Origin of the sequence: Isoptericola dokdonensis DS-3 (genome assembly GCF_001636295.1) — a bacterium.
Classification (GTDB): Bacteria; Actinomycetota; Actinomycetes; order Actinomycetales; family Cellulomonadaceae; genus Isoptericola; species Isoptericola dokdonensis.
Map to the genome: position 1 here is coordinate 2,370,992 of NZ_CP014209.1, position 22,570 is coordinate 2,393,561.

Genomic DNA, 22,570 nt, shown 5'->3' on the forward strand with positions numbered 1-22,570 from the left:
AGCGGTTTTGTCACGACGGTTCTCCACCGGCGCAACGGTGTCCTGCGCCACCCGACGTCCGTCCACAGGCCTGTGGACGACGCCTGCGGGGCGGCGACCCGCGCGGCTAGCGTCCCCGCCATGTCCCGACTCGCCCTCGACACCGACGAGCTGACGGCCGCCGCGCTGGCGCTGCGCGGCGCCGCCGACCATCTGGCGGCCGCGCGCGAGCACCTCGAGCCGCGGGGCGACCGGCCCGGAGGGCATCCGCTGCTCGACGGCGCGATCCACGACCTCGGTGCGGGCTGGTCGGCCCGGCACGGCGCGCTGGTCGAGGCCCTGGCGTCCCAGGCCGACGCCCTGCGCGGTGCCGCCGACCGGTACGCGGACGCCGAGCGGGTCACCCTGACCGGGCTGGCCCGGCTCCTCCTCGGGGAGGGACCCGCAGGCCCGGGCGGCCCGGCTCCCGGCGTCACCCCGGGCGGGGCCCCGACGACGGCGACCGCGCTGTGACGACGGACCTCGACCTGGCTCCCCTGACCGGATCCCCCGCCGGGCTGGCAGAGCTCGCGGGGGCCGCGACCCGGGCGGCGGGCGCGCTGCACGGTGTCCGCGACGACCTCGCCCGCGTCGCCGGCGCGCTCCGCGGGCACCGCTCGGGCGCGGTCGACGCCGCCCGGGAGCTGCTCGCCCGTCTCACCCTCGACGTCGTCCTGTGCGCCGACGTCCTGCGCACCGTCGCGGGCGTGCTGGCGCAGCGCGCCACCGGGCTCACGAGCGAGCAGGACGCGGCCGCGCGCGCACTGACCGCCCGCGACGACGCGCTCGCCCGGCTGGCACGCGCCGAGGCGGACGAGGTCCTCGCCCTCCGGGCCGACCCGCTCGTTCCCCTCCCGGACGCCGCGCGAGACGCGTGGGACGCCCGCGTGCGGGCCGTGCAGGCCCGCGAGGACGTGGCCGCGGCGGAGCGTGCGTGGCGGGACGCCCGGGACGCGAAGGACTCCGCGTCCCGGCAGGCCGCTCCCCTGCTGGACGGCCTCGCCGACGCCCGCGCGGTCGCGGTGTCCGCCCGGCACGGCGTCGGGGCCGCCGACCACGCGACGGCGTGGGCCCGCGGCACCGACCTCGCCGCCCGGGTCCCGGTCGCCCTGGGCGGCGACCGGCGCGCGCGCGACGCCGCCCGCACCGACCTGTTCGCCGCGATGACGGCCGCCGACGGCGACCCGGCCCTGTGGACGGCGTTCTGGGACGCGGTGGACCCGGCGTCCCTGCTGGCCGTGCTCGGCACCGACCCGCCGCCCGGCGCCGTGACCGCCCTCTCCGGCGGCCTCGGCGTGTGGGCGGCGAGCGCCGCGCGGGACGAGCAGCGCGACCTCGGCGACCGGCTCGTCCGGGGAGTCGGCGTGGGCACCGCCACGGCGGACCGCGCCGCCCGGCTCGGCGACCTGCTGGGCGCGGCGCGACTGCCCGCCGCGGTGTGGACGGGCGCCGCCGACGCGGTCGTGGAGCGGCACCGGGCCACCGGCCAGGACGACGTCGAGGCGACCGACCTCGCGCCGCTCGTCGTCGCGGTCGCGGACGGGCTGTCCGCGCACCCGCGGGCCGCGCTCGACCACCTCGCCCCGGTCGATCCCGACGACCTCCGCGAGCGCCTCCACGTCTGGTTCGGCGCGACACCGCCGGACGGCTGGCCCGACGGCGGCGTTGCCGTGACGGGCATGCTCGCGGCGGCCGTCGCCGTCGGGTCGCGGGCGGACGTCCCGACGCAGCAGCGCACGGCGCTGGTCGTCTCGGTGGTGACGAAGGTCGTCCACGGCTACCGCGGGTTGCTGTCCGTGAACGCGCCGGTCGGCGGCAGCGCCGTGGGCAACGTCGTCGACGTCTACCGGCCGTACCTGGAGTCCGTCGACGAGAACGTCCACCTCCAGCAGGACGGCGATCCTCGACCCGGTCCGGGCCTCCTCCTGACCGACCTCGGCGACAGGGGCCGCGTGGAGGGAACCTCGATCCCCTGGTCGACGGCGCAGCCCCGCCTCGACCCGTTCGCCCTGCGGGAGGTCATCACGGCGACGTCGGCCACCCCGGCGGACGCCGGTCGGTGGCTGTCCGCCCTCGACGACCACGTGGAGGCCACGGTCACGGTGGCCACCGAGCGCGACCTCGGACCCGACGCGCGCGAGCGGCTCTTCCTCGACACCCTCGACGACGTCGGGTTCGTGAGCGGGTCGATCCAGTCGCCGGTCATCGCCGACGCCGAGCAGGCCACCGGGCTGGGGTCGGTGGCGGCGACCGGCGCGGGGGTCGGCCTCAGCCTGGCCACCGCCTTCTCGTCCGCCGGTGTGTCCGTCGCCGCGACCGCTGCCGGTGCTGCCCTGCCCGGGCTGGTGCCCGACCACGTCGACGCCGCCCGGAGCGAGGTCCTGCGCACCGAGCCGACGCTCCGCGACCGGTTCGCCGCACCCCTCAACCGGGCGGCGGTCGACCTCGACGTCGCGGCGGGAGCGTCGCCGGACGACGCCGAGCGGCGCAACGAGGCCCTCGCCCCGGGCGGCGAGGGCGCCACGAAGAGCTTCGGGAACGGCTACGCCCTCGGATCAGATCTGGCACGCACCCTGGGAGAGACCACATGAACGCACGACGCACGCTGACGCTCCTGGCCCGCGGGGAGGTGGTCGTGCCGGTGGCGAGCCTGAGCGTCGTGGCGCTGCTGATCGCCACCCTCCTGTCGTGGGGGCCCGCCTGGTCGCAGGCGCGTGCCGAGGCGAGGGCGGAGGCGGCGGCACGCGCCGCCGCCGCGGCCCGGGCCTGGCGCACCGAATCCTGGACGATCACCGTCGCCGACGTGCCGCAGGGCGCGGTGGTCCCCGTGCAGGACGACTGGCTCGGCGACGTCGGCCCCTGGTACGAGCACGTCGAGGCCCCTGTGCCGTACCGCGTCCCCGGGCTGCGCCACCTGATGGCCGGCGTCTACGACGGCTACTGGGCTCCGCTGACGGACGTGCAGGACTCCCTCCACGGGGTCAGGTCCGGGCCGGTGGAGGTCTTCAGCCAGACCTTCGTGATCGGGTCGGCGGCCGCGGACGGGCACGCGCTGGCGCCGGACCTCCTGGTCGGGGACCTGCGGGACGACGTCCGCCAGGCGCGTGAGCTCGCAGCGCGAGGAGGGGAGGCCGTCCCCGCGGACGACCCGACGCTGCTCGTCGACCCCGAGGTGTCCACGACCTGCCCGTCGCGCGACGCGTGCCCCCGCCCGGCGCAGGGCGCCCACCGCCTGGTGGTCACGGGTGTCGAGGCGGTGCCGTCGTGGATCGAGCCCCGCCGCGTGACGGTAGCGGCGACCTGGGTCGACGACGTCCTGGTGGCGGTCGCGACGCTGTCGCCCGTCGGCGCGGACGTCCCCGACGAGGTCAGCGCCCCGCACCTGCTGGACGTGCTCGCGGCCAAGGTGCGGGCCGACCCGCCGGCGCCGGCGGCCGAGGACCTGACGGAGGCCGCCGTCAGCCGGCCGGGGGCAGGAGGCGAAGCTCGATGACGGGCACGACGCGGCGCCAGTCCACCTCGCCCTGGGCGGCGGCGAGCGGCACGGCCCACTCCGCGACGACCGGCTCGAAGGTCCGCCACCTGCTCGGGTGCGCGGCGGCGTACCGCTGCAGCAGGGCGACGGTCTCGTCGGGGTCGAGCCGCCGGGCGTGGGCGCGCGCCCCGCGCCGGCGGCCGAAGGACACCAGCACGCGCGGCTCGGCCGCGACGTTGCGGACCCACTGCGACCGGGGCCCCAGGCCGGAGACGACGACGAACCGGTCGTCGTCGGGCCGCTCGGCGACCTCGAGCACCACGGCGCGCAGCTCACCGCTGCGACGCCCCCGGTGCTCGAGCAGCAGCAGCTCCTCGCCCATCAGCGCGCCGAGGCCCGCGCGGTACAGCGCGATCGGCGCACGGACGAGCCCCCGGACGTGCAGCAGCCGCGAGACGAGGGTCATGGTTCCAGGCTAGCGCCGGTCCGGCGGGGCTCGACGGTCGGTCCTACGATGACGGCGTGCCAGCGCAGGCCCCCTCGGACGACCCGGATCCCCGCGGCCCGGCCGCGGCGTCGAGGACGTCCCGGCGGCGGTCGGACGTCGTCCTGGCGGTCGCCACGACGGCGGGCGTGACGGTCGCCGGCGTGCTCGTCCCGGGAGGGACGGCAGACGGCGGGGACCCGGCCCGGGCGGCGGCATCGGCCCTGGTCGCCGTCGTGGTGGGTGCCCTCGTCCTCCTGCGGCGCCGCGCGCCGTCGACGATGCTCGCCCTCACCGCCGTCGTCACGGTCGCCGCAGCCGTCGCCGACGTGCCCGCGGCAGCGAGCGCCCTGCCGACGGTCACCGCGCTGGCGGCCGCGGCCGCGGGCGGCCGTGCACGGGCGGCCGCCGGGACCGGCACGCTGGTGGTGCTCGCCCTGACCGTCGACCGTGCGGTCCTCGACGCCGAGGGAGCCGCCATGGCGCTGCCGGTCCCGGCGGCCGCCGTGCTCGACACGGCACTGGTCGTCGCGGCGGTCGCCGTGGGCGTCGCGACGCACCTGCGGGGCCGGCTCCGCGCCCTCGCCACCGAGGCGGCGGAACCTGGGCCCGCGGTCCCTCAGGAGGGCGGGTCCCGGCACCGTGAGCACCTGCGGATCGCGCACGACCTGCACGACGTCGTCGCCCACCACCTCTCGATGGTGGCGCTGCACTCCGGCGTGGCGAGCGCCGCCGTCGGCCGGGACGACGACGCGGCGCGGACCGCGCTGCGGCACGTCACGGAGGCCACCTCCGTCACGCTGCACGAGCTGCGGGCGACGACCCTGGTGCTGCGCGCCGGCACGGACCCCGGCACCGGCCCGACGGCGGGGTCCCGCGGCGTGCTCCCCGCGGCGACGGGACCGGCCGGCCTGTCGTCCCTGGTGGAGCCGGTCCGGGCTGCGGGGGTGGACGTCGTGACACGGGTCGAGGTGCCGGCGGCGAGCATCGACGCGAGCGTCGACGCGGCGGCGTACCGGATCGTGCAGGAGGCCCTGGCGACCGTGGTGCGGCACGGCGCGGCACGGCGGGCGGTGGTGCGGCTCACCACCAGCGACGGACGGCTGCGCATCACGGTGTCCGACGACGGACGTGGCGCGGCTGCCGACCGCGCCGGCGCCGACCCGGGAATGGTCGCGGTGCGCGAGCGGGCGCTGGCCCTCGGCGGCAGCCTCACCGTCCGCGACGTGCCCGCCGGTGGGCTGACCGTCGTCGCCGACCTCCCGGCACGGCTCCGGGAAGCCCCGCGCCCCACCTCCGTGGCGGCCACGCCGTAGCACCGCGGGCCGCGGCACCGCAGGCCGCGGTGCCGCGGGCGTGAACCCTGCGGGCGCCCGCCGGACATCCTCAGACAGCGGGCACGGGTTCGTGGCCACGGTGCGGTGAGGGAGGCGCGGTGACGACGACGAGCGGCGGCACGGACCAGCAGGGTCACGTCGAGCTGGGCGGGGTGACGGCCACGGGGACGGACACGTGGCGCGTCGCCGTCCGGGTCCCGGCGATGGCGCACCTGCCGCGGGAGGCGGGACTGCCGGTGCTGCACGGCCTCGACCTGGTGCGACGGCTCGGCCAGCTCGTCGCGAACCGCTGCCTGGGCGTCCCCGGCGACCACGAGCTGGTGGTGAGCCGCATGGACTTCCACCGGACCGGACGGCCCCTGCGCCTGCCCCCGGCCGGTTCGATCGGGGCGAGCGCGTTCGTGCACGTGCACGACCTCCAGGAGCGCCGCGGCACGGTCCGGGCCTTCGACGCGTCGATGGTCCTCCGTGTCGGGTCGCAGGAGGTGGCGCACGGCGGCGGAGCGGCGCGCTGCCTCGACCCGACGACCTACACCCTCCTGCGGCGCGACACGCCTGCCGCCCCGCCGCGCCACGACGTGGAGCACCTCCTGGACGTGCGGCGCCGGGGCGACCGGCTGCTCGCGCAGGTCGGATGGGACGCCGCGGACCCGCTGATGAGCGCCCGGTCGGACCGGATCTCGGCCCTCGCGCTGGCCGCGGGCGCCCTGCGCGCCGCCCAGGTGCTCCGGCCCGGACGGGACGTCACGGGCGTCTCGCTGTCCCTGGACCGGTTCGTCGACTGCGCCCCGCCCCCCGACCTGCTCGCGCACGCGGCGCAGGACGCGGTCGAGGTCTCGGTGCTCGCGCGTCGCACGGTGGCGGCCCGGTCGACGGTCCGGCTGGCACCTGCCCGCGAGCCCGCCGGCCCCGTCAGGGACCTCTTGCGCGGCCCCTGACCTGCGGGCACGCTGTACGCAGGCCGCACCGCACGGCCAGGGGGCTTGCCGGGAAGGACCGTCGTGCACCCCGACCTCGACGACGCCGCGCTCTGGCTGCGCGTCCGGGCCGACGACGAGGCCGCCTTCGCGACGCTGTTCGCCCGGTACCACCCGCGGGTGCTGCAGGCCGTCGCCGGGATGCTCGCGGACGTCGCGGGGGCCGACGTCCCCGCCGTCGCGGCCGACGTCCTCCACACGGCGTGGCGCCGCCGGTCCGCGGTCGTGGTGGACGCGGCGCTCTGGCCGTGGCTCCGCGCGGTGGCCGTCCGGCTGTGCGCCAACGAGCGGCGGCGCTGCCTGCGCCGGCGCCGCCTCGCGGCACGCCTCGCGACGCTCGACGCCGGCGACCTGGTCGAGGCCGACCACGCCGACGGCGTGGCCGGGCACCTGGCGCTCGCCGAAGCCCTGACCCGCCTGCGGCCCGGCGACGCGGACGTCGCCCGCCTCGCCCTGATGGAGGACCTCACGACCTCCCAGGTCGCGGCCCGGCTCCGGCTCCCGCTCGGGACGGTGAAGTCGCGCCTGCACCGCGTGAGGATCGTGCTCCGACGGCACCTGGGGCCAACGCCCCGTGGTCGTCCCGCCGGACCCGCCGACGCCGGCACCGACGCCGACCGGACGTCCACCCCGCCGGACCCGCCGACCTGCGACGCTGGTCCCATGGACGCAGGACCCGGCACCGACGGCACCCGATGAGCCACGGTCACGCGCACGACCACGCGCCGACCGGCGGAGCCCACCGCGGCCGCCTCGCCGTCGCGCTCGGCATCACGCTGACCGTCGTCGTCGCCCAGCTCGTCGGCTCGCTGGTCACGGGCAGCCTGGCGCTGCTCGTCGACACGGCGCACCTGCTGGTCGACGCGTCCGGGCTGGCGCTCGCGCTCTCGGCGGCGCACCTGTCGCTGCGCCCCCCGACGCCGCGCCGCACGTGGGGACTGCGCCGCGCCGAGGTCCTGGCGGCGCTCGCCCAGGCGGCGCTCCTGCTGGGCGTCGGGGTGTTCGTGCTGGTCGAGGCCGTGCGACGCCTCAGCACGCCCCCGGAGATCCCCGGCGTCGAGCTCCTCGTGTTCGGCGCCGTCGGGCTCGTCGGCAACCTCGCCGCGCTGGCCGTCCTGGCCTCGCGCCGGGACGCGAGCCTCAACCTGCGCGCCGCGTTCCTCGAGGTGCTCAACGACGCGCTCGGGTCGGTGGCGGTCGTGGTGGCGGCGGTCGTCGTCCTCACCACGGGCTTCCAGGGCGCCGACACGATCGCCGCGCTCCTCATCGGCGCGCTCATCCTGCCGCGCGCCCTGCGGCTGCTGCGCGACGCCGCGGCCGTCCTGCTGGAGTCGACGCCTCCCGGTCTCGACCTCGACGACGTGCGCGCGCACCTGCTGCGGGTCCAGCACGTGCGCGAGATCCACGACGTGCACGCGTCCCTCATCGCGACGGGCCTGCCGCAGCTCTCCGCGCACGTCGTCGTCGAGTCGGGCTGCTTCACCGACGGTCACGCCGGACGCATCCTCGACGAGCTCCAGGAGTGCGTCGCCGAGCACTTCGGCGTGGAGCACACGACGTTCCAGGTGGAGCCCGAGACGCACCCCGGGCACGAGCACCCGACGCACGCCTGACCGTCAGTCCGCGAGCACCCGGTCCACGACGTGCTCGGCGACGGCGGGCGCGCCGACGTCAGGCGTCGTCGGCCCTGCGGTCGCCCTGCAGGGCGTTCTTCAGCATGACCGCCGGGAGCAGGAACGTGGCCAGCATCGTGACGAGCCAGACGATGACGGGGCCGAGGATCCAGCCCTGCCAGCCGTCGATCGCCAGGCCGTCCGAGGCCACCAGCTCTGCGACGAGCAGCGCCGCGTAGGTGGTGATCAGGCCCACCGCGCCGAGCAGAGCCGGCGCGTTGCGGCGGGCGATCTGCGCGAAGAACGGCGACAGGATCGCCTGGCCGAGCGCGAAGATCACCACGACGAGCACGAACGCCAGCGGGTTCCCCCAGTCGATGTCGAAGGTCTCCCAGCCGAAGGCGTTGAACAGGATGTCGGTGAGCACCATGCCGATCGCTGCCGCGAGGAGGAAGATCGCGGTGCGTGCCAGAAGTCGGATCATGCATCGAAGGGTGACACACCTCACCTTTTGCCGCGCGCCATCCTCTGGAGAACCTCAACTCCCGTGCCCGTGACCGTGCACCGTCGCGAGCATGGCACCCCGAGCAGAGGCGCAGAGTCGACCGGGGGGTGTGTCGTGCAGGTCCTGGTCACGGGCGGGGCCGGCTACGTGGGGTCGCACGTCGTGCTGGCCATGCTGGCGGCCGGCCACGACGTGCACGTCGTCGAGGACTTCACGCGCGGCTCCCCGGCAGCGATCCACCGGGCCGAGCAGCTCGCGGGGCGGCAGGTCACGGTCCACGCCGCGGACGTCGCGGACATCGACACCACCGAACGGATCTTCGCCGGCACCCCCTTCGACGCGGTGGTGCACCTCGCCGGCCTGCACCGGTCCGGGACGGCCCCGAGCCGGGTGCTCGACCTCTACGAGACCAACCAGGCGACCACGTTCACCCTGCTGCGCTGCATGGCCTGGTACGGGGTGACGCGGTTCGTCCTGTCGTCCACCGCCGACGTCTACGGTCCCGCACGAGGTGACGGCACCCTGGGGGTCGACTCCGTGCGGGTGCCCCGCACCCCGCTGGGCCGCAGCCTGCTCGGCAACGAGCACCTGCTCCACGACCTCGTGGAGAGCGGTGCCGGGCTGCGCGCCGCCGTCCTGCGCCGCTTCGCGACGGGGGGCGCCCACCCGTCGGGCCGCCTCGGTCAGGCGGCCGCCCGGTCGACGACGTCGCTGCTGCCCCGGCTGACGCAGGTCGCGACCGGACGCCGGGAGGTGCTCGAGGTGCCCGGGGCGGGCCGGGCGACGCACGACGGCACGCCCGTGCGGGACGTCGTCCACGTGGCCGACGTCGCCGACGCCTACGTCGCCGCGCTCGGCGCCCTGGACGGCTCGCCAGGGGTCCGCACCTGGAACGTCGGCACCGGCCGGGGCAGCAGCGTGCTCGACGTGCTCCGCACCTTCGAGGAGGTGACGGGCCGCACCGTGCCCCACCGGGTCGTCGAGCCCGCCGACCGGGTGCGGGACAGCGTCGTCGCCGACGTCGACGGGACCGTCGCGGACCTCGGCTGGACGCCCCGCCGCGGGCTGGCCGACGTCTGCCGCGACCACTGGCGGTGGGCGCAGGACAACCCGGACGGGTACCCGGAAACGCTGGTGCCGGAGCCGCCGTGGCGCGGGGGCGTCGGCCACCGGCTGCGCGTGCTGTCCTCGCTCGCCCCGTCGTGAGGCGTCAGACCTTCGTGTCGCGGTAGTAGCGCAGCGCTCCCGCGTGGAGGTCCACCGGGGTGGTGTAGACGGAGCGGGTACGGTCGAGCAGCGCCGCCGACGGCACCTGCCCGGCCAGGGTCGCGCGGTGGGCGAACAGGGTCGCGACCAGCCCGTACGCGGCGTCCTCGGACATGCCGCCGGGCACCACCAGCACGTTCGGCACGGCGAGCGTCTCGACGTCCGCCGCGGACCCGTACACGCCCTCGGGCACGACGCCGTGGCGGTAGCCGTCACCGTGCTGCACGCGCAGCTGGTCGACGACGCCCTCCAGCGGGACGAGACGCAGCGGCACCTCCTGCGACAGCTCGACGAGGCCGGGCGTGCGCAGGCCGCCCGACCAGAAGAACGCGTCGATCGTCCCGGCGCGCAGCGCGTCGATCGACTCGGTGATCCCCAGCTCGGAGACCTGGAGGTCGGCGGCGTCGACACCCGACGCCGCGAGGACCCGCTCGGTGATGAGCGCGGTGCCGGAGCGCGGCGCGCCGGTGGACACCCGCAGCCCGCGCAGGTCGGCGATCTCCTCGACGTCGGAGCCGGCTGGCACCACGAGGTGCCCGAAGTCGTCGTAGACGCGGGCGAGGGCCTGCACGTCGACCGGTGCGTCGAAGTCCCCGCGGCCCGCCACGGCGTCCTCCAGCGCGTCCGCCGCGGTGAACGCGACGTCGGCGGCGCCGTCGTCGAGCAGGTGCAGGTTGTCGACCGACCCGCCCGTCTCGAGGACCTCGACGTCGATCCCGTACCGGTCCTCCAGGACCTCCGCGAGCGCCTGGCCGTAGCCGTAGTAGATGCCGGTGGTGCCGCCCGTGGCGATGGTCAGCTCGTCCGGGAGGTCGGCGGCCCACGAGTCCTGGCCGCCCGAGCAGCCGGCCAGGGCGGCGGCCGTGAGCGCGAGCGACGCGCAGGCGGCCACGGCACGTCGGACGTGGCGTCCGGTCGGGGTCGTCATGCGGGGTCCTCCCAGGACGGCACGAGCAGGTGGGCACGCAGCCCGCCCCCGGCGGGCAGCTCGAGCCGCAGCCCGCCGCCGGCGGAGGCGAGCAGCTCGGACGCGATGGCGAGCCCGAGGCCCGAACCGCGCACGGCGCTGTGCCCGGGGCTGCGCCAGAACCGGTCGGTGAGCCGGTCGAGCTGGTCGGCGGGGACCCCGGGGCCGTGGTCGCGCACGGTGATCTCGACCATCGTGCCGTCGCGGCGCACCCCGACCTCGACGCGGCTCGAGGCGGGCGAGAACTTCAGCGCGTTGTCGACGATGGTGTCGAGCGCGGAACCGAGCGCGGTCGGGTCGACCGCCCCCCACAGCACGTCCTCGGCCGCGTCGACGGCGAACTCCCGGTCGGGGTCCAGGAGGCGCCAGCCGTCGGCGTGCCCCGCCACCAGGTCGACGACGTCCACCGGCTGCACGGCCCCCATCGTGGAGCCCTCGGCGAGCAGCAGCAGCGCGTCGAGGATCTGGGCCATGCGTTCCGCCTCGGCGCGCACGTGCTCGACCTCCGCGCTGTCGTCCTGGGGCACGCTCAGCGCGAGCGCCTCGATGCGGAGCATGAGCGCGTTGAGCGGGTTGCGCAGCTCGTGGGACGCGTTGGCGACGAACTCCTGCTGACGGCGCATCAGCTGCTCGACCCGTTCGGCCATCTCGTTGAACCGTCCGACGACCTGACGCAGCTCGGGCGGTCCCGTCGACAGCGGGATGCGCTCGTCGAGCCGACCGCTGCCCATCTGCTCCATGGCGCGGTCGACGGCGCGCACGGGGCGCAGCACCCAGCCGGCCGTCCGGTCGGCGACCAGCAGCGCCACCAGGGCCGTCACGACGCCGCCCGCGATGAGGATCGCCCACGAGTACCAGATGCCGCGGCGCACCTGCGCGGTGTCGGACGACGTGACGAGCGCCCCGACGACGTCGCCGCCGTCGAACACCGGCTCGGCCACGACGATCTCCTCGGTGTCCCACGGCCACACGTCGTCGTGGAGCTCGGCGCGGCGCCCGGCGAGCGCGGCGGCGCGCTCGGGGACCTGCGTGACGTCGAGCCCGGCCGCGGCGACCGGGTTGCCCGCCTGGTCGACGACGGCCGCGCGCACCCCGTACAGCTCGTGGTACCGGTCGAGGTCGACCTGGACGAGGGTCGGGTCGTCGGCGAGGATCGACTGCCGCGCGGTGATGCTCAGGTACGACGCGTCGCGCAGCCGGTCCAGGAAGACCTCCTGGTGGTGCGCCCGCGTGATGCTGACGACGTAGAACATGCCGAGCAGCAGCAGGATGAGAGCGATCGGCACGTAGATCAGTGCCATCAGGCGAGCGCGCACGTCACCGCCGACCTGCGATGCGGTACCCGACGCCCCGCACCGTCTCGACGACGTCGGGCTCGTCGAGCTTGCGGCGCAGCGACGCGACGTGCACCTCCAGCGTGCGGCCGAGACCCTTCCAGCTCGATCCCCACACCTCGCGCAGGATCCGCTCGCGGGAGAGCGCCGTACCGCGGTGGCGCACGAGCAGCGCCAGCAGGTCGTACTCCTTGCGGGTCAGCCCGATGACGTCGCCGTCGGCCCGGCGGACCTCCCGCGCGGCGAGGTCGACGCTCAGGCCGCCGGCGTCCACGACGCCGGCGTGGGCGCGCCCGTCCCACTCGCGGGACCTCCCGCGGCGCAGGACGGCGTCGATGCGGGCCAGCACCTCGCGGATGTCGTACGGCTTGGTGACGTAGTCGTCGGCGCCGAGCTCGAGGCCGCGCACGCGCGCCTCGAGCTGGGTCCGGGCGGTGACCATGATGATCGGCGTGTCCGAGACCTTGCGGATGCGACGGCAGACCTCGAACCCGTCCATGTCCGGCAGGGCGAGGTCGAGGAGCACGAGGTCGGTGCGCGGGTTGAGCGCGTCGAGCGCGCTCGCGCCGTCGGCCGCACGGATCACCTCGTACCCGTGCTTGCCCAGGACGGAGACCAGCGCGCCGGCGACGTGCTCGTTGTCCTCCACGACCAGCAGCTGCACAGGGACGAACCTAGCGGATGCGGCCCGGTGCGCGGTGGGTGAGGTCCGTCGTGCGAGCCCCGCTCAGGAGATCGCGTCGACGGCCCGCAGCTCCCGCAGGAGGTATGGCGCCATGGTCCGGGTGTAGGTGGTCGTCAGGTGGCTGTTGTCGCGGTACACGTTGACGCCCCCGATGACGGACGGGCAGCGCCGGTCGTCGCAGTAGTAGTCGGTGAGGTCGAGGTGGCGGCTGCCGGGGACGGCCTCGACGGTGGCGGCGAACGTGTCGGGGAACGGGAAGGCGCGCTTACGGGAGATGTCGCAGCTGGTGGCCTCGACGACGTCGAGCTTCTCGAGGCACTTCGACGGGCCGGTGCGGTGCCAGGGGTTGTCCGTCAGCCCGATGATCGGCACGCCCGCGGCGGCGACGGGACGCCAGTCGGCGGCCATCCGGTCGACCTGCTCGGAGGCGGTGCCGGAGAGCATCTTGACGTACCCGGTGGTGACGACGGCGTCGATGCGGTCGGCGTTGTCGACGAGCCAGGGACGCAGCTGGTCCTTCCACGTCTCGCAGGTCTCGGAGCGCTGCGGGTCGTCGTAGTTCATCAGCCCCGTGGTCCACGCGCACGTCGCCTTGAGCTGCGGCGTGAGGCTGATGTGGCCCTCCTCGGCGAGCGCGATGAAGGCGGGCAGCATCGCGCGGGCGTGCGAGTCGCCGACGAGCACGAGGTGCGGGACGTCGGGGTCGTCGACGGGACCGAAGGTGCACTCCTTGAGGACGTCCTCGTCGCCCTCGACCCAGCAGGCCGGGTAGTCGGCGTAGTCGCCGCCGACGGCCTCGGGCGCGGGGACGAGCATCCCGTCCAGGTCGGGGTTGTCGCAGGGGTTCTCCGGGTCCATCGACCCGGCGCCGAAGCAGGGCGGCATGTCGGCCACGAGCCGCTCCGCGACGGCCGCCTGCTCCTGGGCACGGGCGTCGGCGACGGCCCAGCCTGCCCCGGCGACGGCGGACACCGCGAGCGCGACGACCGCGGTGATGCCGAGGGCGCGTCCGGGCCGCTGGAGGCCCCAGCGGTGCGTGAACCTCGCCGGGTCCTCGACGTACCGCTTGGTGAGGGCGGAGAGCACGACGACGCCGACGAGCAGCAGCACCCGGTCGAGCAGCCCCGCCTCCCGGCCGAGGACGAACGGCGCGAGGATGATCACGGGCCAGTGCCACAGGTACAGCGAGTACGAGATCTCCCCCGTGTACTGCACCGGGCGCCACGTCATGAGCGGTGCGGGCGACAGCGACCCGGACGGCGTGCCGGCCACGATGACGACCAGGGTCGCCACGACGGGCAGGATCGCGGCCGTGCCGGGGAACGGGGTGGCCGCGTCGTAGAGGAGCCCGCAGCCGGCGATCGCGGCGAGCCCGCCCCAGCTCAGCACCACCCGCACCCCGCCGGGCAGTGGCCGCACGCCCCGCGCGAGCAGGAGGGCGAGCAGGGCACCCGCGCCGAACTGCCAGGCGCGCGTGGTGGTGACGAAGTAGGCCGACGACGGGTTGTCGACGGTCAGCCACAGCGAGTAGGCGAACGACGACGCGGTGGCCACGCCGAGCACGACGGCGGTGGCGGCGCGCGGGGAGCGCCGCAGGCGCACGGCCAGGGCACAGGCGCCGAGGACCAGCAGCGGCCACACGAGGTAGAACTGCTCCTCGACCGACAGCGTCCAGTAGTGCTGGACCGGCGAGGGGTCGTTCTCCGCGGCGAGGTAGTCGACGGCGTCGGCGGCCAGCACCCAGTTCTCGACGTACAGGGTCGCGCCGATCGTCTCCCGGAACCACTGCTGCCACAGCGTCACGGGGACCAGCAGGAACGTCGCGACCGCCGACACGGCGATCACCAGGTAGGCGGCGGGCAGCAGACGGCGGGCACGCCGGGCCCAGAACCGGGCGAGCCGCACGCGTCCGGTCGACTCGACCTCACGGAGCAGGTGGCCGGTGATGAGGAACCCGGAGATGACGAAGAACACGTCGACGCCGACGTACCCGCCGGGCACCCGGCCGGGCCAGAAGTGGAAGAGCAGGACCAGGACGACCGCGAGGGCACGCAGCGCCTGGACCTCGAGCCGGACCGGGGTGGCGGTGGCCTGGACGGGACGCCGGGCGGCGTGGTCCTGGTCGGGCCTCTGCCCGGGGCGGAGCGTCGTGCTCACGTCGCGTGTCCGTTCGGTGGAGGGAGGTGACGGGTCATCCTACGAGAGCACGGCGCAGCACCCCCAAAGCACCTGCACAGCACCGGCGCGGCGCCACGTCAGGCGTCGCCGAAGGTCCGCACGCCGTGGACGCGGCACGGGACGTCGGTGGCGGGCTCGCACCGCACCTCGACGCGCCGCCCGGTGCCGGGCAGGGGCAGGTCGAACTCGACGAACCCGTCGGGGTCGGCGTGCCGGGCGTCCCCCGCGACCCGGTGCGTCACCGCACCGTCGAGCGTGACGGTGACCGGACCGTCCTCCGGGCGGAGCGTGAGCCCGAGGGACGTCGCGCCCTCGGCGTCGAGCGTGTAGGCGAACCAGCCACCGGGCTCGGCAGCGCGGTGGGTGCGGCCGGCGAGGACGCCGACGGCCGATCTCTCGGCCCGCACCGCCTTGGCGTTCTCGAAGTTGTTGCCGTCGAACACGGTGAGCTCGTCGACGGTGGCGGCGGCCCGCCGTCGCTCCTGCGCGGCCCGGTCGGCGCGGGCCCGTGCGGCCGGGGATCCCTGCTCCTCGACGTGCAGGTAGATCGCGTACCGCTCGTCCCAGCGCAGGTGGTGCGGGGCGTAGACGAGGTCGTCGCCGTCCAGGGTGCCGTGCGGGGCGAACCTGACGGTGCCGTCGGCGGCGTCGGGAAGGCGGCGCAGCGGCGCTCCGGCGAGGTGCGCTGCGACCGGGGTCCCGGCGGGGAGGGTGAGGACGTCGCGGGCGTGCGGGTCGTGGTCGGAGATCCGCACGAGGATGCCGGTGGGCTCGCAGGCGTCGACGTCCGCCGGGCCCAGGCCTGCCGACAGCACGACGGGCCCGTACCGGAACGCCACGAACGACGGCTCGTCCCCGGTGGGGTGGGCGGTCACGCGGGCCGGGAGCCGGTAGGTGATCGTCGTGCCGGGTCGCACGTCCCGCAGGACGACGTGGCCGCCGTCGCGCTCGGGCGTGACGGCCGCACCGTCCAGGGCGAGCTCGGGCCGCGCGCACCAGTCCGGGACGCGGAGCCGCAGGGTGACACCGGTCTGGCCGGGTCGGGCGTCCGCCGCCGGTTCGAGCGCCTCGACCCGGAGCGTCACGGTGTCGGACGCCGGGAGAAGGCCCTCCTGCACGACGCGCATGCCGAGCCCGGCGGCGTCGAGCGTCGAGGGGTGGAAGCCGTCGACCCGCACGCCCTCGGCGTCGAGGGCGTAGAGGGTCGCGCCGAGGCCGGCGAAGCTCTCCATCCCCGTGCCGGTGCAGCACCAGAACTCCGTCTCCGGTGTGTGCACGACCTTGTGGTAGCCCGGCGCCATGGCGTTGAAGTAGGTGGTCGTCCCCCGTTCGGGGTGCTGCGAGGCCAGGATGTGGTTGCGCAGCGCGAGCTCGTCGTAGTCGGCGTACCGGGACTCGCCCGTGGTCTCGTAGAGCGCGCGGGCGAGCCGGCGCATGTTGTACGTGTTGCAGGTCTCGGCGGTCTCCGCGTTGCCCCGCACCCCCTGCCGGGCGGCCCGCTCGTACAGGGTGCCGGGGGCGTGGAAGTGCTCGGCCTGGCTGTTCGCCCCCGTGACGTAGGTGTGGTCGCGCAGCACGATGTCGAAGAACTGCTCGGCGGCGGCCCGGTAGGTGGGGAGGTCCGCGCGGGCGTCGTCGGTCAGCCCTGCGGCGGTGTGCGGGTGCTCGGTGAGCACCCGGTAGCGGGCCAGGGCGCCGATGAGCTTGGGGATCGTGGTGTTGGCGTGCCGGCCGGGCAGCACGTCGCGTCCGGCCGCGAGCTCGCGGAACAGGTCGACCTCGTCGAACGCCTCGGCGGCCTCCCGGAGGCGGAGGTCGCCGGTGACGGCGAGGAGCCGGTAGAGCGCCTCGTTCATGCCGCCGTACTCGGTCCGCAGCAGGACCTGGCGGGAGTCGAGCGCCACGACCCGACGGTGGACGGCGAGCCCGAACGCCGTCGCCACCCGCAGCGCCCGGGCGCCGGTGCGGCCGTCGACCAGCGCGTGGACGTCGAGGAGCCCGGCGAGCACCTTGTGCAGGTCGTACCAGGGCACGAGCACGTTCTCGTCGGACTCTCCCGTGCCCTGCACCTGGTCCAGGGCGGACTCGCGGAAGGCCGAGACGTAGCCCGCCGAGCCCGGGTGGGCGGCGGCGTAGGCCTCCTGGCAGCGCTCGAGGCCGAGCACCCCGGCGCGGACCTGCGCCAGCAGCGCCTGGCGGGTCGTGTCGTCGCGGCACGACGCGGCCGACGCGGCCAGCGCGGAGAGGTGGTGGCCGAGCGTGTGGCCGCGGAAGTTCACCGCGTCGCTGCGCTCCCAGCCGCCGTAACCCTCGGGCGTGGTCGGCGGGAGGCCGGCGACCCGGTAGAACTCGAACAGGAAGCGTTCCGCGTCGAGCGACAGCAGGTAGGCCCTCCCCCGGTCGGTGGCCGCGACGAGGAGGGGGTCGTCGAGGCGGACGGCGGTGGGGTGGGGGGTGCTCAGGACGGCGGCCATGGGGCTCCTTCGCGCGGGGTCGGCTCCGACTGGCATGTTAACGCTCACACTCCGTCCGCCTTCCCTCTGTCGGCATGATGGACTGAGGGCATGCCGACCTCTGCCGCGCCCCGCCCCGACCGGATCCGCCTCGTCGTCTCGGACATGGACGGCACCCTGCTCGACCCGGCGGGCGAGGCCCCGGCGGACCTGTACCCGCTCCTCGAGCGGCTGCACGCGGCGGGCATCACGTTCGTGCCCGCGTCGGGACGACAGCGCGCGACCATCGCCGCGACGTTCCCGGCCGACCGCACCCCGGCCCACGACGCCCTGGTGATCATCGCGGAGAACGGCACGCTGGTGACCCGCGGTGACGAGGTGGTGTCCCTCGACGTGCTCGACCCGGCGGTGGTGGCGGAGGTCGTCCGCGCGGTGCGCGGGCTCGGCACGTCCCGCGGCGGCGGCGCCGTCCTCGCCGGGACGCGCGGCGCGTACGTCGAGCGGTCGGACGCGGCGTTCGTCGACCACGTGCGCACCTACTACAACGAGCTGACGGTGGTGGACGACCTGCTCGCCGTCGACGACCGGGTCCTCAAGGTCGCGGTCTACGACGACGTCGACTCCGCCACGGGCACCCTGCCGGCGCTGGTGCACCTGCGGGCCACCCACCAGGTCGTGGTGTCGAGCCCGCACTGGATCGACGTGATGGAGGCCGGCGTGAACAAGGGGGTGGCGCTGCGCCGGCTCCAGGCGGAGCTCGGCGTCGGGCCCGACGAGACGATGGTGTTCGGGGACTACCTCAACGACGTGGAGATGCTGGACGCCGCGACGTGGTCGTACGCGATGGCGGACGCCCACCCGGACGTCCTGGCCCGCGCCCGGTTCACCGCGCCGAGCAACGCCGAGCACGGGGTGGTGCGGGTGCTGGCGGCGCTGCTGGACGACGCGACGCGACGCTCCGCCTGAGCGCTCACCGCGCCGGGAGCGGTCCGGTGAGGTGCCGTTGCACGGCGGGGGCGACGAGCGCGACGGCGTCGTCGAGCGGCAGGTCGCACAGTGGTGCGACCACGAGCACGTAGCGGGCGAGCACGAGGCCGACGACCTGGGTCATGGCGAGCTCGATCCGCAGGCGGCGCTCGGGCTCGGGGATCTCCCCCGCCAGACCGGCCAGCAGCGTGCCCTCGACGACGTCGCGCAGGCGGTCGCGGGCGACGTCGTGCGTCAGCGCGGACCGGACGACGATGAGCATCTGGTCACGGGTGGCGGGCGCCTCGAAGAGTCCGAGGAAGGTCCGGGTGAGCCGCTCCCCGAGGCAGTCGACGCCGTCGCCGAGCGCGGCGAGCACGCGGCCGAGCGCCTCGTCGGGCAGCGTCACGGTGGCGGCGAACAGCCCGTCCTTGTCCCCGAAGTAGTGGTGCACGAGGGCGGGGTCGACCTCGGCGCGCGCGGCGATGCGGCGCAGCGTGGCTCCGCGGAAGCCGTGGGCGGCGAACTCGGCGCGGGCGGCCTCGACGATCTCCTGGCGCGTGGCGGTGCTGCCGGGGCGGCGTCCGGTCCGGCGGGGCGAGGTCATGGACCGAGCGTAACTCATCGGCTGTTGACTTCAACGGATGATGAATTCATGCTGTCCTCATGGACGAGCTGACGATCGAGGTCCGCGGCCTCGACAAGCGCTTCGGGAGGTTCCAGGCGCTCGACGGCCTCGACCTCACGGTCGAGCAGGGTCAGGTGCACGGGTTCCTCGGGCCCAACGGCGCCGGGAAGTCCACCACCATCCGCGTCCTGCTGGGGCTCCTCCGCGCCGACGGCGGCACCGTCCGCCTGCTCGGCGGGGACCCGTGGCGCGACGTCGTCACGCTCCACCGCCGCCTCGCCTACGTCCCCGGCGATGTCTCCCTCTGGCCCGGGATGTCGGGGGGCGAGGCGATCGACCTGCTCGGCGAGCTGCGCGGCGGCCTCGACCCGGCACGGCGCGCGGAGCTCGTCGACCGCTTCGAGCTCGACCCGACCAAGCGCGGCCGCCAGTACTCCAAGGGCAACAAGCAGAAGGTGGCCCTCGTGGCGGCACTGGCGTCCGACGCCGAGCTGCTCGTCCTCGACGAGCCCACCTCCGGCCTCGACCCCCTCATGGAGGCCGTGTTCCAGCGGACCGTGGGCGAGGCCAAGGAGCGCGGCGTCACCGTCCTGCTGTCCAGCCACATCCTGTCCGAGGTCGAGGCGCTGGCCGACCGCCTCAGCATCATCCGCGACGGCCGCGTCGTCGAGACGGGCACGCTGGCCGACCTGCGCGGGCACGCGCGCACCGCCGTGCACGCCGTGCTCGGCCGGATCCCCGACGTGCTGCCCGCAGTCCTGCAGGACGCCACGCTCGACGGCCCGCGCCTCGCCGCGAGCGTCGACTCCGCCCGCCTCACCGAGGCCATGACCGCGCTCGCCCCCTACGGCCTCACCAGCCTCACCGTGTCACCGCCGTCCCTCGAGCAGCTCTTCCTGCGGCACTACGCCGACGAGGACACCCGGTGAGCCGCGTCGTCGGCGTCCGGCCTCTCCTGCGGGCGTCACTGCGGCAGGAGGGGCGGTCGTTCGTGCCGTGGATCCTCGTCGTGACCGCGCTCTCGGTGACGTCGATCCTCGTCTTCCCGTCCGTCTTCCCCACCCTCGCGAGCCGGCAGGCGCTGGCCACCACCATCGGCGCGAACCCCGCGCTGAGCCTCGTGTTCGGCGCGCCGGGCGACCTCACCACCGCCGAGGGCTTCAACACGTGGCGCGCGCTCGCGCTCGGCGGGTTCCTGGCCGCGCTCATGGCGATCTTCACCGTGGTCCGCGCCAGCCGCGGCCAGGAGGACTCCGGGCAGGCGGAGCTGCTGGCCTCCGGGGTCATGAGCCGGTCCACGCGCCTCGTCGTCGCGGTCGCGATGGCGCTGATCGCCTCGGTGGCGCTCGGCGTCGTGTGCGCCCTGGCCACCTGGGCGGCCGGCAGCGACCCGGGCCCCGCCTGGCTGCTGTCGGCGACGTTCACCGCCAACGGGTGGATGTTCGCGGCCGTGGCGGCGGTGGCCGCCCAGCTCGGGTCGGAGGCGCGCACGGCGAGCGGCCTCGCCGTCGCCGTCGCGGGGAGCCTGTTCCTGGTGCGCGGCTACCTCGACTCCGTCGAGGCGGCCGGCTGGACGACCTGGCTGACGCCGCAGGGCTGGATGCAGCGGACCGCGCCCTCGATCGACGACGACTGGTGGCCGCTCCTGCCGGCGGTCGCCCTGACCGCCGTGCTGCTGGTCGTGGCGTTCGCCCTGCAGGCGCGGCGCGACTTCGGGCAGGGCGCCCTCGCACCCCGGCCCGGCCCGGCCCACGGCGCAGTACGGTCCGTGGGCGCGCTCGCGTGGCGCCTCGGTCGCGCCTCCCTGGTCGCGTGGACGGTCGCCTTCACGTTCCTCGGCGTGGTGTTCGGCTCGCTGGCGAGCTCGGTGCCCGACCTGCTCGCCGAGGACTCGGGCGTGGCGCAGGTCCTCGCCGCCGGCGCCACCACCCCCGACCAGCTCGTCGGCGAGTTCCTGGTGACGATCCTGTCGCTCCTGGGGATCATCGCCGCGGTGTCGGGCGTGCAGGTCATGCTGCGGGTGCGGGCCGAGGAGCTCGACGACCGGGTGGAACCGCTCCTCGCGGGCGCCGTGGCGCGCACCCGCTTCTACGCGGCGCACGTGCTGCGAGCGCTGGCGGGGCCGACCCTGGCGATGCTCGTCGGCGGCACCGTGGTCGCGCTGCTCGCGGGCGACGCCGGCCTCGGTGTCACCGTCGGTGACGTGCTGCTCCAGGCCGTGGTCATCGTCCCCGCGGTGTGGACGGTGGTGGGGGTCTCGGTAGCCGTCGTCGGCGCCCGGCCGCGGGTCACGGTCGCGGCGTGGGCGGGCGTGCTGGTCTCGTTCGCGCTCACGCTGCTCGGCCCGACGTTCGGCCTGGACGACTGGGCACTGGGGATCAGCCCGTTCTGGCACGTCCCGCACGTCACGGCGGCCGACGTCGACTGGTCCGGGCTCGGCTGGGTCTCGCTGTTCACGGCCGGCTTCGTCGCGATCGGGCTCGCCGGGTTCCGGCACCGCGACCTGGCGCGCTGACCCCGGACGGCACGTCGCCCCCGACCGTCGGACGGTCGGGGGCGACGAGCCGTTCCCGGCAGGGTCGGGATCCGGGCTACCGCCGCCGCGAGGAGCCCGCCACGAGGGACACCCCGACGGCGGCGAGGCCGATCTGCAGGGCGAGCTCGATCCAGTCGATCCCGCCGGTGTCCCGCACCCCGATGAGGCTCGCGAGCCACGTGCCGATCAGGGCGGCGACGATCCCGACGAGGATCGTGGCGATGATCGAGATGTTCTGCCGACCGCGCAGCACGAGCCTGCCGAGCGCCCCGATGACGGCGCCGATGATGATCGCGGTGATGATGCCGCTGACGGTCATGATGCTCCTTGTCGTCCGGTTCGTCCGAGGTGTCCGAACCTAGCCCCGGTGCGGACCCGCCGCGACCGGGACGCCGGACGTCCCGGCCGCGAAGGGCTCAGCGGGTGCTCGACACCTCGGCCAGGAACCGCGACGACCGCTCGCGCAGGCCGTCGATGCGTCCCTGGACGAACGCCGCCCGACGCTCCGGGTCGCTGCCGACCTCGAACGCCAGGGGGCGACGCCGCACGTTGCGCGAGCACCCGAAGTCGGTGCAGACGAGAGTGCCGACGGAGTTGCCGGCCTTGCCCGACGCCCCGGCGCGGCGGGCGACGTACAGCGACACGTCGGCGTCGTCGACGACGTCCTCGCACCAGGCGCACATGCCCTTGCGGCCGCGGCCGGACTTCGCGTCGGCGGCGCGCAGCAGGATGCCGACGACCTCGCCGTCGACCTCGGCCACGACGTACGCGGCCAGCGGCGCCTTGCGGTCGATCCAGCCCAGGTAGTCGAGGCGGTCCCAGTCGACGTCCGCGAGGTCGGGCAGGGTCGCCTGCTTCGCCTCGCGCTGGGAGGCGTTGACGAAGGACGCGCGGATCTGCTTCTCGGTCAGAGGGTTCACGAGGGTCTCCCGGTGTTCGGGGGCCGTCGGGTGCGCAGCGGCGCACAGGAGCACGACGGCGGGGGGGTGGGTGGGCAGCACGGTGCGGCGCCGACCGGCCTCCAGGGTCAGACGGCGCGCGGGCGCGCGAGGGCCGAGCAGGCCGCGCGGGCCACCCCGCCTTCCGCGATGCTGCGCATCGACCCTCCTCGTCTCGGTGGGCCGCGATCACGACCCGCCGTCCATGGT

Annotated in this window: 21 protein-coding genes; 11 read left to right on the forward strand and 10 right to left on the reverse strand. The window is 75.5% G+C overall.

The window, feature by feature from the left end:
* Positions 1-120 precede the first annotated feature (120 nt).
* The 3 genes from I598_RS11070 to I598_RS11080 are packed head-to-tail and all read left to right on the forward strand — an operon-like array spanning position 121 to position 3,511.
* The gene (locus tag I598_RS11070; RefSeq protein WP_157557215.1) at positions 121-492 is read left to right on the forward strand and encodes a hypothetical protein; all 372 of its coding nucleotides are present in this window, start codon (positions 121-123) and stop codon (positions 490-492) included.
* Positions 489-2,609 carry a hypothetical protein gene (locus I598_RS11075; protein WP_068203008.1) on the forward strand — a complete coding sequence of 707 codons (2,121 nt, stop codon included), beginning with the start codon at positions 489-491 and terminating at the stop codon, positions 2,607-2,609. The genes I598_RS11070 and I598_RS11075 overlap by 4 nt, the downstream gene beginning before the upstream one ends.
* Positions 2,606-3,511 (forward strand): hypothetical protein, encoded by a 906-nt coding sequence (locus tag I598_RS11080; protein ID WP_068203009.1) that lies wholly within the window; start codon positions 2,606-2,608, stop codon positions 3,509-3,511. The genes I598_RS11075 and I598_RS11080 overlap by 4 nt, the downstream gene beginning before the upstream one ends.
* Here I598_RS11080 and I598_RS11085 read toward each other — a convergent pair.
* Positions 3,477-3,959 carry a nitroreductase family deazaflavin-dependent oxidoreductase gene (locus tag I598_RS11085; protein ID WP_068203010.1) on the reverse strand — a complete coding sequence of 161 codons (483 nt, stop codon included), beginning with the start codon at positions 3,957-3,959 and terminating at the stop codon, positions 3,477-3,479. The two genes, I598_RS11080 and I598_RS11085, sit on opposite strands and share 35 nt — an antisense overlap.
* 56 nt (positions 3,960-4,015) lie before the next feature.
* Between I598_RS11085 and I598_RS11090 the strand changes: the two genes are divergently transcribed.
* The 4 genes from I598_RS11090 (at position 4,016) to I598_RS11105 (ending at position 7,904) form a co-directional block, all read left to right on the forward strand.
* Positions 4,016-5,293, forward strand: a complete 1,278-nt coding sequence (locus tag I598_RS11090) for a sensor histidine kinase (protein WP_068203011.1) — start codon at positions 4,016-4,018, stop codon at positions 5,291-5,293.
* 119 nt (positions 5,294-5,412) lie between these two features.
* Complete coding sequence (locus I598_RS11095; RefSeq protein WP_068203012.1) at positions 5,413-6,252, forward strand: hypothetical protein; 840 nt, start codon at positions 5,413-5,415, stop codon at positions 6,250-6,252.
* A 63-nt stretch (positions 6,253-6,315) separates the two neighbouring features.
* Entirely contained in the window at positions 6,316-6,990 is a 675-nt protein-coding gene (locus I598_RS11100) for an RNA polymerase sigma factor (protein WP_068203013.1), read from the forward strand.
* The gene (locus tag I598_RS11105; protein WP_068203014.1) at positions 6,987-7,904 is read left to right on the forward strand and encodes a cation diffusion facilitator family transporter; all 918 of its coding nucleotides are present in this window, start codon (positions 6,987-6,989) and stop codon (positions 7,902-7,904) included. The genes I598_RS11100 and I598_RS11105 overlap by 4 nt, the downstream gene beginning before the upstream one ends.
* Before the next feature lie 58 nt (positions 7,905-7,962).
* On the opposite strand, the gene I598_RS11110 is transcribed toward I598_RS11105, so the two are convergent.
* Complete coding sequence (locus tag I598_RS11110) at positions 7,963-8,388, reverse strand: phage holin family protein (RefSeq protein WP_068203015.1); 426 nt, start codon at positions 8,386-8,388, stop codon at positions 7,963-7,965.
* 135 nt (positions 8,389-8,523) lie between these two features.
* Here I598_RS11110 and galE point away from each other — a divergent pair, with 135 nt between their 5' ends.
* Positions 8,524-9,615: a UDP-glucose 4-epimerase GalE gene (gene galE, locus I598_RS11115; RefSeq protein WP_068203016.1), complete on the forward strand. Its 1,092-nt coding sequence runs from the start codon at positions 8,524-8,526 to the stop codon at positions 9,613-9,615.
* A gap of 4 nt (positions 9,616-9,619) precedes the next feature.
* Here the strand turns inward: galE and I598_RS11120 are convergent, their stop codons facing one another.
* From I598_RS11120 to I598_RS11140, 5 genes are all read right to left on the reverse strand, one after another.
* A complete protein-coding gene (locus tag I598_RS11120) occupies positions 9,620-10,603 on the reverse strand; it encodes a TAXI family TRAP transporter solute-binding subunit (protein WP_068203017.1) in 984 nt (327 codons plus the stop codon).
* A complete protein-coding gene (locus I598_RS11125) occupies positions 10,600-11,943 on the reverse strand; it encodes a sensor histidine kinase (RefSeq protein WP_083973198.1) in 1,344 nt (447 codons plus the stop codon). The genes I598_RS11120 and I598_RS11125 overlap by 4 nt, the downstream gene beginning before the upstream one ends.
* Before the next feature lie 16 nt (positions 11,944-11,959).
* The gene (locus I598_RS11130) at positions 11,960-12,640 is read right to left on the reverse strand and encodes a response regulator transcription factor (RefSeq protein WP_068203019.1); all 681 of its coding nucleotides are present in this window, start codon (positions 12,638-12,640) and stop codon (positions 11,960-11,962) included.
* Between the two features lie 63 nt (positions 12,641-12,703).
* Positions 12,704-14,818 (reverse strand): acyltransferase family protein, encoded by a 2,115-nt coding sequence (locus I598_RS11135; protein ID WP_068203020.1) that lies wholly within the window; start codon positions 14,816-14,818, stop codon positions 12,704-12,706.
* 98 nt (positions 14,819-14,916) lie between these two features.
* On the reverse strand, positions 14,917-17,313 hold the full coding sequence (locus I598_RS11140; RefSeq protein WP_068203021.1) for a beta-L-arabinofuranosidase domain-containing protein: 2,397 nt from the start codon (positions 17,311-17,313) through the stop codon (positions 14,917-14,919).
* Between the two features lie 90 nt (positions 17,314-17,403).
* On the opposite strand from I598_RS11140, the gene I598_RS11145 reads away from it, so the two are divergent.
* Positions 17,404-18,258: a Cof-type HAD-IIB family hydrolase gene (locus tag I598_RS11145; RefSeq protein ID WP_068203022.1), complete on the forward strand. Its 855-nt coding sequence runs from the start codon at positions 17,404-17,406 to the stop codon at positions 18,256-18,258.
* Between the two features lie 4 nt (positions 18,259-18,262).
* On the opposite strand, the gene I598_RS11150 is transcribed toward I598_RS11145, so the two are convergent.
* Positions 18,263-18,865: a TetR/AcrR family transcriptional regulator gene (locus tag I598_RS11150; RefSeq protein ID WP_068203023.1), complete on the reverse strand. Its 603-nt coding sequence runs from the start codon at positions 18,863-18,865 to the stop codon at positions 18,263-18,265.
* A gap of 59 nt (positions 18,866-18,924) precedes the next feature.
* Here I598_RS11150 and I598_RS11155 point away from each other — a divergent pair, with 59 nt between their 5' ends.
* Both I598_RS11155 and I598_RS11160 read left to right on the forward strand, forming a co-directional pair.
* Positions 18,925-19,815: an ABC transporter ATP-binding protein gene (locus I598_RS11155; RefSeq protein ID WP_068203024.1), complete on the forward strand. Its 891-nt coding sequence runs from the start codon at positions 18,925-18,927 to the stop codon at positions 19,813-19,815.
* Positions 19,812-21,401, forward strand: a complete 1,590-nt coding sequence (locus I598_RS11160) for an ABC transporter permease (RefSeq protein ID WP_068203025.1) — start codon at positions 19,812-19,814, stop codon at positions 21,399-21,401. Before I598_RS11155 ends, I598_RS11160 begins: the two co-directional genes overlap by 4 nt.
* A 76-nt stretch (positions 21,402-21,477) precedes the next feature.
* On the opposite strand, the gene I598_RS11165 is transcribed toward I598_RS11160, so the two are convergent.
* Both I598_RS11165 and I598_RS11170 read right to left on the reverse strand, forming a co-directional pair.
* Positions 21,478-21,741 (reverse strand): GlsB/YeaQ/YmgE family stress response membrane protein, encoded by a 264-nt coding sequence (locus I598_RS11165; RefSeq protein WP_068203026.1) that lies wholly within the window; start codon positions 21,739-21,741, stop codon positions 21,478-21,480.
* A gap of 97 nt (positions 21,742-21,838) precedes the next feature.
* Positions 21,839-22,342, reverse strand: coding sequence for an FBP domain-containing protein (locus tag I598_RS11170; protein ID WP_068205223.1), 504 nt, complete (start codon positions 22,340-22,342; stop codon positions 21,839-21,841).
* Positions 22,343-22,570: the final 228 nt, after the last annotated feature.